Annotated in this window: 14 protein-coding genes; 3 read left to right on the top strand and 11 right to left on the bottom strand. The window is 69.3% G+C overall.

The features are described 5' to 3' along the window. Positions 1-20: 20 nt before the first annotated feature. The 4 genes from meaB to DAA40_RS03275 are packed head-to-tail and all read right to left on the bottom strand — an operon-like array spanning position 21 to position 6705. Entirely contained in the window at positions 21-1004 is a 984-nt protein-coding gene (meaB, locus tag DAA40_RS03290; protein WP_106848274.1) for a methylmalonyl Co-A mutase-associated GTPase MeaB, read from the bottom strand. Continuing rightward, the gene (gene scpA / locus DAA40_RS03285) at positions 1004-3175 is read right to left on the bottom strand and encodes a methylmalonyl-CoA mutase (protein WP_106848273.1); all 2172 of its coding nucleotides are present in this window, start codon (positions 3173-3175) and stop codon (positions 1004-1006) included. The genes meaB and scpA overlap by 1 nt, the downstream gene beginning before the upstream one ends. Continuing rightward, positions 3172-4974 (bottom strand): methylmalonyl-CoA mutase family protein, encoded by a 1803-nt coding sequence (locus tag DAA40_RS03280; RefSeq protein WP_106848272.1) that lies wholly within the window; start codon positions 4972-4974, stop codon positions 3172-3174. Before DAA40_RS03280 ends, scpA begins: the two co-directional genes overlap by 4 nt. Before the next feature lie 9 nt (positions 4975-4983). Beyond that, entirely contained in the window at positions 4984-6705 is a 1722-nt protein-coding gene (locus DAA40_RS03275) for an MDR family MFS transporter (protein ID WP_106848271.1), read from the bottom strand. Positions 6706-6765: 60 nt separating this feature from the next. Here DAA40_RS03275 and DAA40_RS03270 point away from each other — a divergent pair, with 60 nt between their 5' ends. Continuing rightward, entirely contained in the window at positions 6766-7395 is a 630-nt protein-coding gene (locus tag DAA40_RS03270) for a TetR/AcrR family transcriptional regulator (protein ID WP_158716206.1), read from the top strand. Here the strand turns inward: DAA40_RS03270 and DAA40_RS03265 are convergent. Both DAA40_RS03265 and DAA40_RS03260 read right to left on the bottom strand, forming a co-directional pair. Then, a complete protein-coding gene (locus tag DAA40_RS03265; RefSeq protein ID WP_106848270.1) occupies positions 7373-8455 on the bottom strand; it encodes an inositol-3-phosphate synthase in 1083 nt (360 codons plus the stop codon). The genes DAA40_RS03270 and DAA40_RS03265 overlap by 23 nt on opposite strands. Positions 8456-8569: 114 nt before the next feature. Further along, on the bottom strand, positions 8570-9388 hold the full coding sequence (locus DAA40_RS03260) for a hypothetical protein (RefSeq protein WP_106848269.1): 819 nt from the start codon (positions 9386-9388) through the stop codon (positions 8570-8572). 165 nt (positions 9389-9553) lie between these two features. Between DAA40_RS03260 and DAA40_RS03255 the strand changes: the two genes are divergently transcribed. Beyond that, positions 9554-10045 (top strand): DUF3145 domain-containing protein, encoded by a 492-nt coding sequence (locus tag DAA40_RS03255; RefSeq protein ID WP_106848268.1) that lies wholly within the window; start codon positions 9554-9556, stop codon positions 10043-10045. A gap of 52 nt (positions 10046-10097) precedes the next feature. On the opposite strand, the gene DAA40_RS03250 is transcribed toward DAA40_RS03255, so the two are convergent. From DAA40_RS03250 to DAA40_RS03230, 5 genes are all read right to left on the bottom strand, one after another. Next, positions 10098-11510 carry an acyl-CoA carboxylase subunit beta gene (locus DAA40_RS03250; RefSeq protein WP_106848267.1) on the bottom strand — a complete coding sequence of 471 codons (1413 nt, stop codon included), beginning with the start codon at positions 11508-11510 and terminating at the stop codon, positions 10098-10100. Between the two features lie 11 nt (positions 11511-11521). After that, positions 11522-12745 (bottom strand): beta-ketoacyl synthase, encoded by a 1224-nt coding sequence (locus DAA40_RS03245; protein WP_199849481.1) that lies wholly within the window; start codon positions 12743-12745, stop codon positions 11522-11524. Between the two features lie 93 nt (positions 12746-12838). Then, positions 12839-13081, bottom strand: a complete 243-nt coding sequence (locus tag DAA40_RS03240) for an acyl carrier protein (RefSeq protein WP_106848265.1) — start codon at positions 13079-13081, stop codon at positions 12839-12841. A gap of 19 nt (positions 13082-13100) precedes the next feature. Next, a complete protein-coding gene (locus tag DAA40_RS03235; RefSeq protein ID WP_106848264.1) occupies positions 13101-14060 on the bottom strand; it encodes a beta-ketoacyl-ACP synthase III in 960 nt (319 codons plus the stop codon). A gap of 2 nt (positions 14061-14062) precedes the next feature. After that, positions 14063-14962, bottom strand: a complete 900-nt coding sequence (locus DAA40_RS03230; protein WP_106848263.1) for an ACP S-malonyltransferase — start codon at positions 14960-14962, stop codon at positions 14063-14065. 145 nt (positions 14963-15107) lie between these two features. Between DAA40_RS03230 and DAA40_RS03225 the strand changes: the two genes are divergently transcribed. Further along, a complete protein-coding gene (locus DAA40_RS03225; protein WP_106848262.1) occupies positions 15108-15788 on the top strand; it encodes a phosphatase PAP2 family protein in 681 nt (226 codons plus the stop codon). The last annotated feature ends 2 nt before the right edge of the window (positions 15789-15790 follow it).

The following is a 15790-nucleotide window of genomic DNA, read 5'->3' as shown; positions in this document are numbered from 1 at the left end:
GGTCGTCCGGCTGCGGACTTCTAGCGGTCGAAGGCGCGCAGGATCTCGTCGGCCGCCTCGGCCGCGGCGATATCGCCGTCGAACACCTGCCGCTTGAGGTCGTTCCGGAGCGCGCGCACCGCCTTGTTGCGGGCCAGCCGGTCCTCGAGCTCGGCGCGGACCAACTTCCAGGTCAGTTCCCACTCTTGCTGGTGGCGCTTGGCCAGCAGACCTGCTTCGCCGAGATCGTCGCGATGCCGACCGATCGCCTCCCACACCTCGTCGATGCGCAGGCCGGTCAGACCGGAGCAGGTGAGCACGGGTGGGACCCAGCCGTCGTGGCCGGTGTAGACCATGCGCAGCGCGGCCTGCAGCTCTCGCGCGGCGGCCTTGGCTGCGCGCTCGTGCTCGCCGTCCGCCTTGTTGATCGCCACGATGTCAGCGATCTCCAGCACGCCCTTCTTGATGCCCTGCAGCTGGTCGCCGGTGCGGGCGAGGCCAAGGAACAAGAAGGTGTCGACCATGGTCGCCACCGTCGTCTCGGACTGCCCGACCCCGACGGTCTCGACCAGGATCACGTCGTACCCGGCGGCCTCGAGGATCCGCATCGCCTGCGAGGTCGACTTGGCGACTCCGCCAAGCGTGCCGGAGGAGGGGGAGGGGCGCACGAAGGCGTTCGGGTTCACCGAGAGCTCGGGCATCCGGGTTTTGTCGCCCAGCACCGACCCGCCGGTGCGCATGCTGGACGGGTCGACGGCCAGGACGCCGACGCGGTGGCCATCGTCGGTGAGCATCCGTCCGAAGCTCTCGATGAACGTCGACTTGCCGACGCCTGGAACGCCGGAGATCCCGACCCGGATCGTCGGCTCATCGGGCGTCCTCAGCGCGTCGAGCAGTCGTCGCGCGAGCGGACGGTGCTTGGGGTTGGTCGACTCGATCGCGGTGATCGACTGGGCGATGGCCGAGCGGTCGCCCTGGCTTACCGACTGGGCGACCGCTTCGGGATCATGGCGCCAGTGGGCCATCAGGCCGCTTCGTGGCCGAGCTGCTTGGCCAGGTTCTCAATCAGGCCGAGAGCGCTGTCGGCAATGACGGTGCCGGGCGGGAAGACCGCGGCCGCGCCCATCTCCAGCAGCGTCGGGACATCGGCCGGTGGGATGACACCGCCGACCACGACCATGATGTCCTCGCGGCCGAGCTTCTGCAGCGCCTCCCGCAGCGCCGGCACCAGGGTCAGGTGGCCGGCGGCGAGGGAGGACACCCCGACGATGTGCACGTCGGCGTCGACCGCCTGCTGGGCGACCTCCTCGGGCGTGGCGAACAGCGGGCCGACATCGACGTCGAAGCCTATGTCGGCAAAGGCCGACACGATCACCTTCTGGCCGCGGTCGTGGCCGTCCTGGCCCATCTTGGCGACCAGGATGCGCGGACGGCGTCCCTCTTCCTCGGCGAACCGGTCGGTCGCGGCCAGCACGGCGTCCAGGTTCTTCGCCCCGGATGCTTCCTGTCGGTACACACCCGAGATGGTACGGATGACGGCGGTGTGCCGCCCGAACACCTTCTCCAGCGCGTCGCTGATCTCGCCGACGGTCGCCTTCGCGCGGGCCGCGTCAATCGCCAGCGCCAGCAGGTTCGAGTCCATCTCTGTCGACTTCGCCTTGGTGCCGGCGGCCTTGGTGAGGGCCTCGAGGGTGCGCTGCACCTCGGCGTCGTCCCGCTCCGCGCGCAGTTTCTCCAGCTTGGCGATCTGCTGCGCGCGCACGCTGGCGTTGTCGATCTTGAGGACCTCGACGTCCTGGTCCTTGCTCGGTACGAAGGTGTTGACGCCGACCACGACCTGCTTGCCGGAGTCGATGCGGGCCTGGGTGCGGGCAGCCGCCTCCTCGATGCGCAGCTTGGGAATGCCCGCGTCGATGGCCTTGGCCATGCCGCCGGCCTCCTCGACCTCCTGGATGTGCGCCCACGCCTTCTCCGCGAGCTCCTGGGTGAGCCGCTCGACGTAGTACGAGCCACCCCACGGGTCGATGATGTCGCCGGCGCCGCCCTCCTGCTGCAGCAGCAGCTGGGTGTTGCGCGCGATCCGGGCGGAGAAGTCGGTCGGCAGCGCGAGCGCCTCGTCCAGGGCGTTGGTGTGCAGCGACTGCGTGTGTCCGGCCGACGCCGCCATCGCCTCGATGCAGGTGCGGGCGACGTTGTTGAAGACGTCCTGCGCGGTCAGCGACCAGCCGGAGGTCTGCGAATGGGTGCGCAGCGACTGCGACTTAGGATTCTTGGGGTCGAACTGCCCGACGATCCGCGACCAGAGGGCACGGGCCGCGCGCATCTTCGCGACCTCCATGAAGTAGTTCATCCCGATCGCCCAGAAGAACGACAGGCGCGGTGCGAACTTGTCGATGTCGAGCCCGGCGTCCATACCGGCGCGCAGGTACTCGAGGCCGTCGGCGAGGGTGTAGGCGAGCTCGAGGTCCTGGGTCGCCCCGGCCTCCTGGATGTGGTAGCCGGAGATCGAGATCGAGTTGAAGCGCGGCATCTTGGCCGCGGTGTAGGCGAAGATGTCGCTGATGATGCGCATCGACGGCTGCGGCGGATAGATGTAGGTGTTGCGCACCATGAACTCTTTGAGGATGTCGTTCTGGATGGTGCCCGTCAGCTGCTCCGGCGCCACGCCCTGCTCCTCGGCCGCGACGACGTACAACGCGAGGATCGGCAGGACGGCGCCGTTCATGGTCATCGACACCGACATCTGGTCGAGCGGGATGCCGTCGAAGAGCTGGCGCATGTCGTAGATCGAGTCGATCGCCACGCCGGCCATGCCGACGTCGCCGAACACCCGCGGATTGTCCGAGTCGTAGCCGCGGTGGGTGGCGAGGTCGAACGCCACCGACAGGCCCTTCTGGCCGGCCGCCAGATTCCTCCGGTAGAAGGCATTGGACTCCTCGGCGGTGGAGAAGCCGGCGTACTGCCGGACGGTCCACGGCTGCGAGTTGTACATCGTGGGGTAGGGGCCGCGGATGAACGGCGCCAGCCCCGGGAAGGTGTCGAGGGCGTCGAGGCCGTCGAGGTCGTCGGCGGTGTAGACGTCCTTGATGACGATGCCCTCGGGCGACTCCCACTCATTGGCGGCCTGGGCCTGCAGGCTGCCGTGCCGGTCGGGAGCCGCGTCGTACGGCGTATCAGCGAAGCTCTGGATGCTCATCGGTTCTCCTCCAGTGCCGAACGGGTCCGGTCTAGGAATTCCAGCACGTTCTGGCCTACGGCCATATGGTCGTCGACGACTCCGTCGAGCTCGGCGACCGGCTTGCCGGCGACGATCACCCGGGGCACGCCGGCTGCGCGCAGTTGCTCGACGAGCGCGGCGCCCTCGTCGCGGTATCCCGAGTCGCTGCCCACGAGGCAGACGACCGGCGAGCCGGACTCGTCGTACTGCGCCTTGATCGCCTCGAAGCCGCCGCCTGCAGTGCCGGTGACGACCGGGACGCCGCCTGCGGCCAGCAGGTTGGCGGCGAAGCTCTGCCGCGCGGTCGAGGCGGCCAGCGAGCCGATCGGCCAGAGGAACACGGGCTTGTCGGCGGGGTTGTGCCGCAGCCGCTCGAAGCCGTCGGCGTCATGCACGGGCTTGATCAGGCCGCCGGCGTTGAAGCGCGAGTAGGCGGGGGCGCGATCGAGCAACTGCTCGTCGGTCTGCGGGAATTCGCTCACGCCGGTGATGGCCTGCTTGCGCCTGGCGATCGCCTCGGTACGGCGCGCGATGGCCTGCTCGAGCTCGTCCACGAGCTGGCCGTCGACGAAGGAGTCCAGGCCGGCCTGCTCGATCTCGGTGAACTTCGCCCACGCGGCGCGCGCGAGGTCGTCGGTGAGCTGCTCCATGCTGCCCGCTCCGCCGGCCGGGTCGGTGACCTGGCCGATGTGCGCCTCGTGCACCAGCAGGTTGGAGACATTGCGCGACATGCGGCGTCCGAACTCGTCCGTCGTGCCCAACGCCGCGTCGTAGGCCTGGACCGTGATGGCGTCGGCCCCGCCCACGGCGGCGGCGAAGGTCGCGATGGTCGTGCGCAGCAGGTTGGTGAACGGGTCGAACTGGGTCATCATCCGGCCCGAGGTGACCACATGCTGACGCTGCACGTCGTCATCGACATCGAGTACCTGGCAGATCCGGGCCCAGATGGCGCGGGCGGCCCGCAGCTTCGCGATGGTCGTGAACTGCTGGTCGGTCGCCGCCAGGCGGAACTCGAGCAGCCGCGCGGCGTCGGAGACCGCGACGCCGGCCTCGTCGAGCCGGCGCAGCAGGTCGACGCCCGCGGCTGCCGCGTACGCCAGCTCCAGGACCTCGCCTGCGCCCGCGTCGTGCACGATGCTGGCGTCGATGACGAAGGCGCGGATGCCGTTTTCCGTGGCGAGCGTGGCAGCTGCCGCGAGATCGACGTCGCTGGCGGAACCGGTCAACAGCCGCTCGCCGGTCGGGTCGATGCCGAGGTTGCTGGCCTCGTTCAGCTTGCCGCCTGCGAGCTCGACCAAGGTGGCGCCGTCGGCGAGCGGGTCGGCCGAGTCGAGCACGACCGGCGCGACATCAAGCAGCACTCCCTCGAGTGCCTTGCGCAGGTCGGCCACCGCGCCGGGGCGGGTGGTTACCCAGACCGAGGAGGCGCCTCCCTCGAGCTCCGCCGTCGCGGAGTCGTTGGCATCGACGACATGCACCCGGAGGTCCCAGGTCGGCACGTCGCCGGGCTCGCGCTGCGGCTGGGGCCGACCGCGCACGGCGTCCGCGCCGGCCGGGCCGCCTGCCAGGCTCTGGGCGACGTCCGTTCCGGCCAGCGGCGCGATCGCGATCCCGTCGGTGGTCTGCTTCGTCAGCTTCGCGGGGGCGAGCGAGGCGTCGTCGTCCTCGCCGAGCCTGCCGCTCTTGCGCAGGACTGCGGCTACCGCCTCCTGCCATTGCTGCTCTGTCGCGTCGTTCGCGCCGCGCAGGCTCAGATGTTCTACAGAATCCTCGGCCATTCCTCGATCTTATGGCCTCGACTGATCGCTGTCGGCCGCGGCTCCGCCCGCCCCCTGAGCGGCCGACCTCGCGCGGGCGCTCACCGGTTGATCGCGGCGCGCCGGGGAGTCCGGGCCGGCCGGGACGCCCGCTGCCGGCGAATCGACCGGCGGTGCATCATCCGTGGTCGTGGCATCATCTGCCGCGGGACTCGCCGGGGCGAGGGTCTCGCGCAATGGGATCACCTTGATCATCAGGGTTGCGATGAGCGCCAGTGCCACGATCGGCAGCATGACCGTGAAGACGACGTGCAGCCGGTCAGCCAACCCCTGGCGGACGGCGTCCACGATGACCGGAGGCAGGCCGTCGAGCTGGCCGGGATCGAGGACCGACCCGACGTCGATCCCGCCGTCGGCGGGAAGGCTCGCCTGGACGTCGGCCGGAAGGTAGCCGAGGATCGCGCGGCTGAGGCCGAGGGTCATCAGCGAGCCGAAGATGGCGATGCCGACCGTCGAGCCGACGTTGCGGAAGAACTGGGTCGCGGCGGTGGCCACGCCCATGTCGCGACCGTTCGCGTCGTTCTGCACCACGAGGGTGTACTGCTGCATGCACATGCCCAGACCGACACCGACCACCACCATGATCATCGTGAGCTCAGCGGCGGAGGAGGTGTGGTCGAGCAGTGTCAGCAGCCACACGCCGACCCCCGTGATCGTCACCCCGGCCACCATGAACGGCTTGTACAAACCGGTGCGGGTGATCAGCATGCCGGTCAGGATGCCCATCACGATCAGGCCCAGCATCAGCGGCATGAGGATCAGCCCCGAGTTGGTGGCGTTTACGCCGATGACGGCCTGGGCGTAGATCGGGATGTAGATGATTGCGCCGAACATGATCATCGAGACCGCGAACGCGGCCAGGACCGACCAACTGAAGATGCCGCTGTTGAACAGCCGCAGTGGGATCACCGGCTCCTCGGCTCGGCGCTCGATGGCGACGAACGCGACGAGACCGGCCAGACCGACGCCGAACATCGTGAGGATCAGCGGGGAGCCCCAGGCGTACGACGTCCCGCCGAGCGAGGTGGCGAGCAGGATTGCGGTGAGCGTGACCGTGAGGACGACGATGCCTGCGACGTCGATCTTGGCGCGGCGGCGCTGGAAGGGCAGATCGAGGAACTTGACGATGAAGAACAGCGCGATCAGGCTGACCGGCAGTGCGGCGAAGAACAGCCACCGCCAGCCCCAGTGGTCGGTGATGAAGCCGCCGGCGATCGGGCCGGCGACCGACGTGACGCCGAAGACCGCGCCCATGAGCCCCTGGTACTTCCCGCGCTGACGGGCGGGGATGATGTCGCCGATGATCGTCTGCGACAGCGGCATGAGGGTGCCCATGCCCACGCCCTGCAGGGCGCGTCCGGCGACCAGAGTCCAGAAGTTCGGTGTCAGGCCGCAGACCAGGGTCCCCACCAGGAAGACCGCGATCCCGCCGAGGTAGAAGGCCCTCCTCCCATAGAGGTCCGAGAGCTTTCCGACGATCGGAACGGTCACGGCCGACACCAGCATGGCGGCGGTAGCGACCCAGCTGTAATGGTCCATGCCGCCGAGCTCGGCGACGATACGTGGCATCGCCGGACCGACGATCGTCTGGCTGACGGACGCGACGAACATGCCGAGCATCAAGCCGATGAACACCCGGCGGTGCGCGGGGCTCATCCGGTACGGGGTGGCGGGGGTCGACGTCAACGGCATAGCAGCTATTATTGCATAGACTGCAAAAATGCAGGTACTGCAATATTAGGTTGTGATCGAGTGAACGGCGACGACATCTCGCTACGGGAGCGCAAGAAGATCCAGACGCGTCGCGAGATCCACCGGGCGGCGCTCGAGCTGGCTATCGAGCGGGGCCCGGGCAACGTGACGGCCGATGACATCGCCGCTGCTGCGGGAATCTCGCCGCGCACCTTCTTCAACTACTACGAGACCAAGGACGAGGCCTTCGTAGGCGGGGGAGGTCGGGCGCCCGAGACCATCGCCGACGACCTGCGCGCCCGCCCGACCGACGAGCCGATCGTCGACAGCTTGCACGCCATCTTCCGACGCCGCCTGCAGGTGCTGCTGGAGGACGTCGAGTCGTGGCGGCTGCGCCGCGAGCTGGCAGCGCGCGCACCGGAGCTCGGGCGGGCGATGCTCGGCTCGACGGCTCAGATCGAGCGCAGACTGGTGGAGGTGGCCGTCGAGCGTGCCGGCAGCGACGATCTGACCGTCGTCATCGAGGTCTATCGGGCGATGGCCGCCGTCCGCGCCGCCCTCTGGGCGCACGGCAACGCGGGGTTGCGCGGCGACCTGCTGGAGCGCGTGGACGAGTCGTTCGCGCTGTTGCGGCCGCAACCCGGTCGATCTGCGGCCGACGCGCGGCCTAGCGGTCGGTCTCGCCCTTGATGAACTGCTCCACCGCGTCGCGTGCCGCGGAGTCGTCGTACTGCTCCGGCGGGGACTTCATGAAGTAGGACGACGCCGACAGGACCGGCCCGCCGATCCCGCGGTCCTTGGCGATCTTCGCTGCGCGCAGCGCATCGATGATGACGCCGGCGGAGTTGGGGGAGTCCCACACCTCGAGCTTGTACTCCAAGGAGGTCGGAACGTCGCCGAAGCCCCGGCCCTCGATGCGGACGTAGGCGAACTTGCGGTCATCCAGCCATGGGACGTGGTCCGACGGGCCGACGTGGACGTCGCGGGCGGGCAGCTCGCGCTCGGTGATCTGCGAGGTGACCGCCTGGGTCTTGGAGATCTTCTTGGACTCCAGCCGCTGACGCTCCAGCATGTTCATGAAGTCCATGTTGCCGCCGAAGTTCAGCTGGTAGGTCCGCTCGACCTTCACTCCGCGGTCCTCGAACAGCTTGGTCAGCACGCGGTGGGTGATGGTGGCGCCGACCTGCGACTTGATGTCGTCTCCCACGATCGGGACGCCGGCGTCCTGGAACTTCTTGGCCCACTCCGGGTCGCTGGCGATGAACACCGGCAGCGCGTTCACGAAGGCGACCTTGGCGTCGATGGCGCACTGGGCGTAGAAGCGATCGGCCTCCTCCGAACCCACCGGCAGATACGACACGAGGACGTCGACCTTGCGCTCCTTGAGGACCTGCACGACGTCGACCGGCTCGACCGGCGACTCGTTGACCACGTCGCGGTAGTAGGTGCCTAGGCCATCGAGGGTGTGCCCTCGGCTCACTTCGACGCCCAGCGTCGGGACGTCGCAGATCTTGATCGTGTTGTTCTGGCTGGCGTTGATGGCCTCGGAGAGGTCCTTGCCGACCTTCAGGTCATCGACGTCGAACGCGGCGACGAAGTTGATGTCACGCACGTGGTAATCACCGAACTGGACGTGCATGAGGCCCGGGACGGTCTCCGACGCCGGGGTGTCGCGGTAATAGTGCACGCCCTGCACGAGCGACGACGCGCAGTTGCCGACGCCGACGATGGCGACATTGATCGAACCCATGGGTGATGTCCTCCGGAACAAAAAATGAGCGTCGTCCAGCCTACACGGATTGTTGAGCGCTAAACCGCGCTTCGTCGGCGGCGTTTGTGCCGCGTTGGTCACGTAGGCCGGTGCTCAGAGCTCTTTGAGCAGGACAACGTTCTCGTGTGTGCCTCGGCGCTTCTTGCCTTCTGCGTCGCGGTAGACGTATCTCTCGGACGTCGTCACCCCGGTGTCCTCGAAGCCGAGCTCCTCGAGGTGGTCGCGGACCGAGGTATTGGTGGACTCGATCGTCGCCAGCAGCCGATCCTTGCCCTGCTTCTCGCAGACCGTGATTGCGGCCTCTATTAGCTTGCGCTCGACGTCCTCAGTGACATAGCGCTCATCGGCCCACAGGTTGGTCAGCGCCGGGACGTCGGGATACTCGGCGCGGACTTCGTCGTTCCAGTCGCCGGTCCATGAGACCAGAACGTATCCGACCGGGGCGCGCTTGACCCAGGACACCAGCAGCATCGCCTCGCCGAACTGCTGCAACGCCATCCACGAGCGCACGATCTCCGGGTGTACGTGGCCGTCCTCCGGGAAGCGCTCGAGATCGGGGAGAGTGGCGACCTTGACGGTGAAGTCCGGGCCGTATTCGATCTTGCGCTTGCGCGCCTTCAGCCACGCGAACCGGCCGGTCGGTTTGGGGTCCTCGTAGAGGTCCTCCTCGTCGTCTTCGTCGTCCCGGTCTTCTACGTCGTCCTCGACGTCCCGGTCTTCGTCGTCGCCCCGGTCTTCGTCATCGTCCTCGACGTCCCGGTCTTCCTCCGCGTCGCCATCCGAGTCGGCGTGGAGATCGTCCTCGGTGGGCTCGGCGTGCTCAGTCGGCTCCGCTTCGTGAACCGCATCCTTGTCGACCTCGCCGGCGGCGTCGTCGACCGGCTGCTCGTCGCGGTTGCGGCGGAATCGCATGGGGCTCCTCGGCGTACGGCGGTGGGCTGCGCACTATCAAACCATGTGGGCTGGCGCGAACGGCGCCGGTGCGTCACAATGAGTGCACAACGAGAACACGTGTCACACGCACCACTTCAGTCACCGGCGTTGGGGAAGACGTCCGATCGACTCGGGAGGGCTGCGATGCATACGCGTGGCGTTGTGTTCGTCCACTCGGCACCACCGGCGCTGACGCCGCATGCTGAATGGGCCATCTCGGCTACCCTCAAGTGCCCCGTGAAGATGCAGTGGACGGCGCAGCCCGCTGCCCCCGGGGAGCTCCGTGCCGAGCTCGTCTGGCAAGGTCCCTCCGGCTCGGCCAACAACATCGCCGCGGCGCTGAAGGCGTGGCCGATGCTGGTCTTCGAGGTGACCGAGGAGCCGACCGCCGGCACGGACGGCGAGCGCATCGCCTACCTCCCGGGCCGCGGCATCTTCCGCGCCCAGATCGGCGTGAACGGGGACATCGTGGTCTCGGAGAACCAGCTGCGTGCGCTGCGTGAGACGGCCAAGACCATCGAGGACTTCCAGCACGGGCTCGATCAGCTCACGGGGCAGAGCTTCGACGCCGAACTCGAGGTCTACCGCGAGGGCGGCGACGGTGCGCCGGTCACCTGGATAACCGCAGCCTCGTAGACCCGAGCGGGCAGGCCGGCCGCCCCAGCGGCTCGTGGCTACGAGGCCGTTCTCATAGTGGGATGTTCCCGTGCATGCCGCGGCCGGCGGGGCGGCTGGCGAGCGCCTTTACCAGACCGATCTGGGTCTGCGCGGGCTCGATCACCTCGTCGACGACGCCGATCGCGAGCGCCCGGTCCACGCCGCCGGCGACCTTCTCGTGCTCGGCAGCGAGCTGGTCATGCAGCGCTTCGCGCTCCTCGATGGGCGCGGCGGCCAGGGTCTTGCGGTGCAGGATGCCGACCGCCGCCTTGGCGCCCATGACCGCGACCTCCGCCGTCGGCCAGGCGAACACCCGCGTCGCTCCGAGCGATTTTGAGTTCATCGCAATGTAGGCACCGCCGTACACCTTGCGGGTGACCACGGTGACCCGCGGCACGACGCACTCGGCGAAGGCGTGCAGCAGCTTGGCGCCGCGACGGACGACGCCGTCCCATTCCTGCCCGACGCCGGGCAGATAGCCGGGCACGTCGACGACGACCACGAGCGGGACGCCGAGCGAGTCGCACATCCGCACGAAGCGCGCTGCCTTCTCGGCGCTGTTGGAATCCAGGCACCCCCCGAGCCGGATCGGGTTGTTCGCGACGACGCCGACGGTGCGGCCGGCGAGCCGGCCGAGACCGCAGACGATGTTCGGAGCCCACCGCGGCTGGATCTCCAGCAGCTCGTCGTCCATCAACTCCCGCAGCACCGGGCGGACGTCGTACGCGCGCCGGGCAGACTCCGGAAGCGCTGTCTCAAGCGACGGCTTCTCCTCGGCCTTCTGCAAATCGAACCTGCCTTGCTCGCCCAGCAGGTCGACCAGCTGCCGCGCGGTGTGCAGGGCGTCCTCGTCGGTGGGGGTGGTGATATGGACCACGCCGCTCTTCTTGCCGTGCGCGTCCGGCCCGCCCAGGGCCTCCATGTCGACCTGCTCCCCGGTCACCGAGCGAACCACCTCGGGACCGGTCACGAACACCCGTCCGTTGCCGGACATCACCACGACGTCGGTCAGCGCCGGACCGTACGCCGCCCCACCGGCCGCCGGCCCGAGGACGACGGAGATCTGGGGAATGCGTCCGGAGGCGTGCACCATCGCGGCGAACACCTGGCCGACGGCGTCGAGGGCCTCCACACCCTCGGCGAGGCGCGCCCCGCCGGAGTGCCAGATGCCGACGCACGGGATCCGCTCGCGGTTGGCCGTCTCGATCGCGTCGACGATGTTGGCGCAGCCTTCCGAGCCCATCGCGCCGCCCATCTTGGTGGCGTCGGAGCAGAAGGCGATCGCGGGCGAACCGTCGACCTTGCCGCGGCCCCACACGACTCCTGTGGCCTCTTCGCGGCGGTTGGCCAGCTCGAGCGTGTTGGGGTCGAACAGGGCCGCCAGCCGGGTGATCGGGTCGCGTGGGTCGACCGTCTGCTCGATCGTCGGCGCGGTGGTGCTCACGGGGGGCTCCCTTACGGCTTGGTGAACAGCACGGCGGTGTTGTGGCCGCCGAAGCCGAACGAGTTGCTGATCGCGGCACCGATCTCCATCTGGCGGGCCGCGCCGCGCACGAGGTCGAGGGCCTGGACGTTCTCGTCCGGATCGACGTCCTCGAGGTTCCTGATCGGCGGGCACACCTGGTCGCGGACGGCGAGCACCGCGAACAGCGCCTCGACCGCGCCCGCAGCGCCCATCATGTGCCCGGTCGCTGCCTTCGTGGCGGTCACTGCCGCATGGTCGCCGATCGCGGCGCGGATCGCCGCGGCCTCGGCGATGTCGCCGACCGGCGTGGAGGTGGCATGCGCGTTGACATGGTGGACGGCGGAGGGCTCGATGCCGCCGTCGCGCAGCGCGAGGGTGATCGCGCGGGCCGCGCCGGAGCCAGCAGGGTCGGGGGCGACCATGTCGTAGGCATCCGAGGTGGTTCCGGCGCCGGCGAGCCGCGCGATGACCTGGGCGCCTCGTGCCGCGGCGTGCTCGGCGCTCTCGAGCACCATGATCGCTGCGCCCTCGCCCATGACGAAACCGTCGCGGCCGGTGTCGAAGGGCCTTGAGGCGCCCTCGGGGTCGTCGTTGCGGGTCGACATCGCCCGCGCCATCCCGAACCCGGCGAAGGGCGTGGGATGGATGCAGGCCTCCGCACCGCCGGCGACGATGACGTCGGCACGGCCGGCGCGGATCAGGTCGAGACCGAGCTGCAGTGCCTCCGCGCCGGACGCGCAGGCGGAGACGGTGGTGTGGACGCCGGCCTTCGCGCCGACCTCGAGCCCGACGGTCGCGGCCGGCCCGTTCGGCATCAGCATCGGGACCATGTACGGCGAGACGCGCTTGGGACCGCGCTCCTCGCGGACGTCGTCCTGGGCCAGGAGGGTGACCGCGCCGCCGATGCCGGTGCCGACGACGACGCCGAGCCGTTCGGCCTCGACCTCGGGAGCGCCCGCGGCCGCCCACGCCTCGCGTGCGGCGACCAGGGCGGCCTGCTGTGAGACGTCCAGGCGGCGGGCCTTCGGTCGGTCGATGTGGTTGCCGGGGGCGTCTGCGAACCGGCCCGCGAGCCGACAGGGGACGTCGGCGTACGCGTCGTCGGTGAGCAGGCTGACCCCGCTGCGCCCAGCGAGCAGGGCGCTCCAGGAACTTTCGACGTCCCCGCCCAGCGGCGTGGTCGCTCCGAGCCCGGTGATGACGACGTCGGTCACGGGTCTCTCCTCGAAGGTCGGGTGGTTGCGACGCGGGTGCCTGTCCAGGCTGGAGCAGGCACCCGCGTCGGCTGTACGCGTGAGCGCGAAGGACTACTGATTGTTCTCGATGAAGGTGATGGCATCGCCGACGGTCTTGATGTTGGCGAGCTCCTCGTCGGGGATCGCGACGCCCCACTTGTCCTCGACGGCCGTGGCGATCTCGACCATGGACAGCGAGTCCACGTCGAGGTCGTCGGTAAACGACTTCTCCGGCGCGACGTCCTCGGGCATGACACCCGCAACCTCTTCGAGGATCTCGGCAAGGCCGTCCTGGATCTCCTGGGTGGTAGCCATAACTGGTTCCTTTCTTTCGCTAGGGCATCTCGAAGACCTGCCCGGCGAAGGTGAGACCCGCGCCGAAACCGATCGTGAGAACCTTATCGCCGCTGGTGGCCTGACCGGCATCAAGCAGCGTGTCGATCGCCAGTGGGATCGAGGCGGCCGAGGTGTTCCCGGCCAGGGCGATGTCACGCGCGACGACGACGTCGTCGCGGAAATCCAGCGCCCGCAGCATGTTGTCGATGATCCGCATGTTCGCCTGGTGCGGCACGAAGATGTCGATGTCGCGCAGGCTCAGCCCCGAGGCCCCGCAGATTCGGTCGACCTCGGCGCGGACCTCCGTGGTCGCCCAGCGAAAGACCGCACGGCCGTCCATCTCGAGCAGCTGATCGCGGCTGCGGATGATGATGGCCTCCGGCCGGTCGCCGGCCGACCCCCACACCGTGGGTCCGATTCCCTGAGCGCCCGATCGACCGACGACGGCCGCGCCGGCTCCGTCGGCGAAGATGATGCTCGTCGTCCGGTCGTCGTGGTCGATCCAGTCGGTGAGCTTCTCGACGCCGATCACCAACGCCTTCTGCGCCGCCCCGGCCTGGATGGCGTGCGAGGCCTGGGCGAGTGAGTAGCAGAACCCGGCGCAGGCGGCGTTGACGTCGTACGCGCCGGGAGCGCTGGCACCGAGCAGGTGGGCGACCTGCGGGGCCGCGCTGGGCAGCTGCGACGGCGCCGTGCAGGTGGCCACGATGAGCAGATCGACTTCGCCGCCCGCGACCCCGGCCTTGCCGAGGGCGTCGCGGCCGGCCTCCACGGCCATCGACACGACGGTCTCGTGGGCGGCGGCGTACCGGCGCTCCTTGATGCCGACGCGGGTGGTGATCCACTCGTCACTGGTGTCGACGCGCGTCGCGAGCTCGTCGTTGGTGACCACGCGCGCGGGACGGTAGGCACCGAACGCCTCGATGGCTGCGTGTTGTGGAGGGGTGGTCTGCAGCATGATCAGCCGAGCAGCTCCCGGACGGCGTCGAGGTCGTCCGGGGTCTTCACGGCGAGGTTCTGCACGCCCTTCATGCCGCGGCGCGCCAGGCCGGTGAGCGCTCCGGCGGGCGGCAGCTCGACGATCGCCTCGACACCCAGCTCGAGCATCGTCTGCATGCACAGGTCCCACCGCACTGGGCTGGTCACTTGGGTGACCAGCCGGTCGAGGAACTCCGTGCCGGAGGTCACAGCCTTGCCGTCGGCGTTCGACAGCAGGGTGTACGACGGGTCGGTGGCCTCGAGGGCCGCGCGCTGCTCGGCGACGCGGTCCTGGGCCGGCTGCATGAAGCGGGTGTGGAAGGCGCCGGCGACCGACAGCGGCATGACGCGGGCCTTGGCCGGCGGGTTCTCGCGAAGCGCCTCGATGGCATCGACCGGTCCCGCAGCGACGATCTGGCCTCCGCCGTTGCGGTTTGCCGGATCGAGTCCCAGGCCGCTCAGCGTGCTGAGCACCTCCTGTTCGTCGCCGCCGAGAACGGCCGCCATCGAGGTGTCCTCGGCCGCGCAGGCATCGGCCATCGCGCGGCCGCGGACGGCGGCGAGCTTGACCGCCTCGTCCTTCGCGATGACGCCGGCCATCGCCGCCGCCGCGATCTCGCCGACGCTGTGCCCGGCGACGGCAAGATCGCCCGAGGGCTGCAGGGCGTCGAAGGCCAGCAGCGCCAGTGATACGACTAGCGGCTGGGTGACGGCGGTGTCCTTGATCTCGTCGGCGTCCGCCGTCGTGCCGAGCCGCTTCAGGTCGAGCCCGCTGAGCTCGGACATCGCGGCGACGGTCTCCTCAGCGCCGTCCAGCTCGAGCCAGGGGGTGAGCATTCCGGGAGTCTGAGAGCCCTGTCCGGGCGCAACAATCGCGATCACGAGTTCAACCCTGGCCGTTACCCGGCAGTATTGCCAGCACCCCGCGCCGTGTTAGGGCCAGCATCACCCCTTCCCGCCTGCGGTACGTTTCGTCTCGCTACATCTAGGTAGAACCCACCGCAGGTGGGGATGGCGAGGCAGGAGCATGCTCGACGGGTGGTGGCCAGGACGCCGGATGGTGACGGCTGCGGGCGCAGCCTTCGCCGGCTTCCTGCTGCTGGTGCTGCTCGTCGTTGCGACGGACGGCGCATCGACCTGGCTGGACGGCGACCTGACGCCGTCCCTGTGGGCCTGGGCGTCGCAGGACGCGGGGCGGTGGAGCGCGATGCGCGTGCTGACCCGCGGGGGAGAGGCGATCTTCCGCACGCTCGTGATCGCTCCGCTGGTGATCGTGGGTCTGCTGCGTCGGCGGGTCGCGGTCGCGACCTGGGCGGGGCTATGTGGTTTTAGCTATGGGCTGGTGAGCTCCGCAGCCAAGGCGATCATCGGTCGGCCCCGGCCCGTCGGGGCCGACCCGGAGCTCACCTTCCAGGAGAGCTCCTTCCCGAGTGGTCACTCGGGCGGGGCGATGGTGGTGGCGATCATCGTCGCGTGCGCGGTCGGGATGAGCCTGCGCGGCGTGGCGCGCGTCGCGGTCATCGTGCTCTCGTCCGCCCTGCCGGTCGTCGTGGGGTTCACCCGCATGGCGCTCGGGGTGCACTACCTGAGCGACGTACTGGCCGGGTTCGCGCTCGCCTTCGCGTGGGCGATGCTGCTCGCGGTCGTCGTCCGGCAGGCTGCCGGGCGACTCTGCGGTGCGGCCCCGCCCGTCGTTCGGAAGGAGTAAAC

The sequence above is a fragment of the Blastococcus sp. Marseille-P5729 genome, from assembly GCF_900292035.1.
Lineage (GTDB): Bacteria > Actinomycetota > Actinomycetes > Mycobacteriales > Antricoccaceae > Cumulibacter.
The sequence above is the reverse complement of the archived record's forward strand: the minus strand, read 5'-3'. Positions and strand labels throughout refer to the sequence as shown.

Coding starts and splice junctions, on each gene's coding strand:
- DAA40_RS03275 (WP_106848271.1), bottom strand. CDS start 6,705: ATGCCGTTGACGTCGACCCCCGCCACCCCGTACCGGATGAGCCCCGCG.
- meaB (WP_106848274.1), bottom strand. CDS start 1,004: ATGGCCCACTGGCGCCATGATCCCGAAGCGGTCGCCCAGTCGGTAAGC.
- DAA40_RS03265 (WP_106848270.1), bottom strand. CDS start 8,455: ATGGGTTCGATCAATGTCGCCATCGTCGGCGTCGGCAACTGCGCGTCG.
- scpA (WP_106848273.1), bottom strand. CDS start 3,175: ATGAGCATCCAGAGCTTCGCTGATACGCCGTACGACGCGGCTCCCGAC.
- DAA40_RS03235 (WP_106848264.1), bottom strand. CDS start 14,060: ATGCTGCAGACCACCCCTCCACAACACGCAGCCATCGAGGCGTTCGGT.
- DAA40_RS03225 (WP_106848262.1), top strand. CDS start 15,108: ATGCTCGACGGGTGGTGGCCAGGACGCCGGATGGTGACGGCTGCGGGC.
- DAA40_RS03260 (WP_106848269.1), bottom strand. CDS start 9,388: ATGCGATTCCGCCGCAACCGCGACGAGCAGCCGGTCGACGACGCCGCC.
- DAA40_RS03255 (WP_106848268.1), top strand. CDS start 9,554: ATGCATACGCGTGGCGTTGTGTTCGTCCACTCGGCACCACCGGCGCTG.
- DAA40_RS03280 (WP_106848272.1), bottom strand. CDS start 4,974: ATGGCCGAGGATTCTGTAGAACATCTGAGCCTGCGCGGCGCGAACGAC.
- DAA40_RS03240 (WP_106848265.1), bottom strand. CDS start 13,081: ATGGCTACCACCCAGGAGATCCAGGACGGCCTTGCCGAGATCCTCGAA.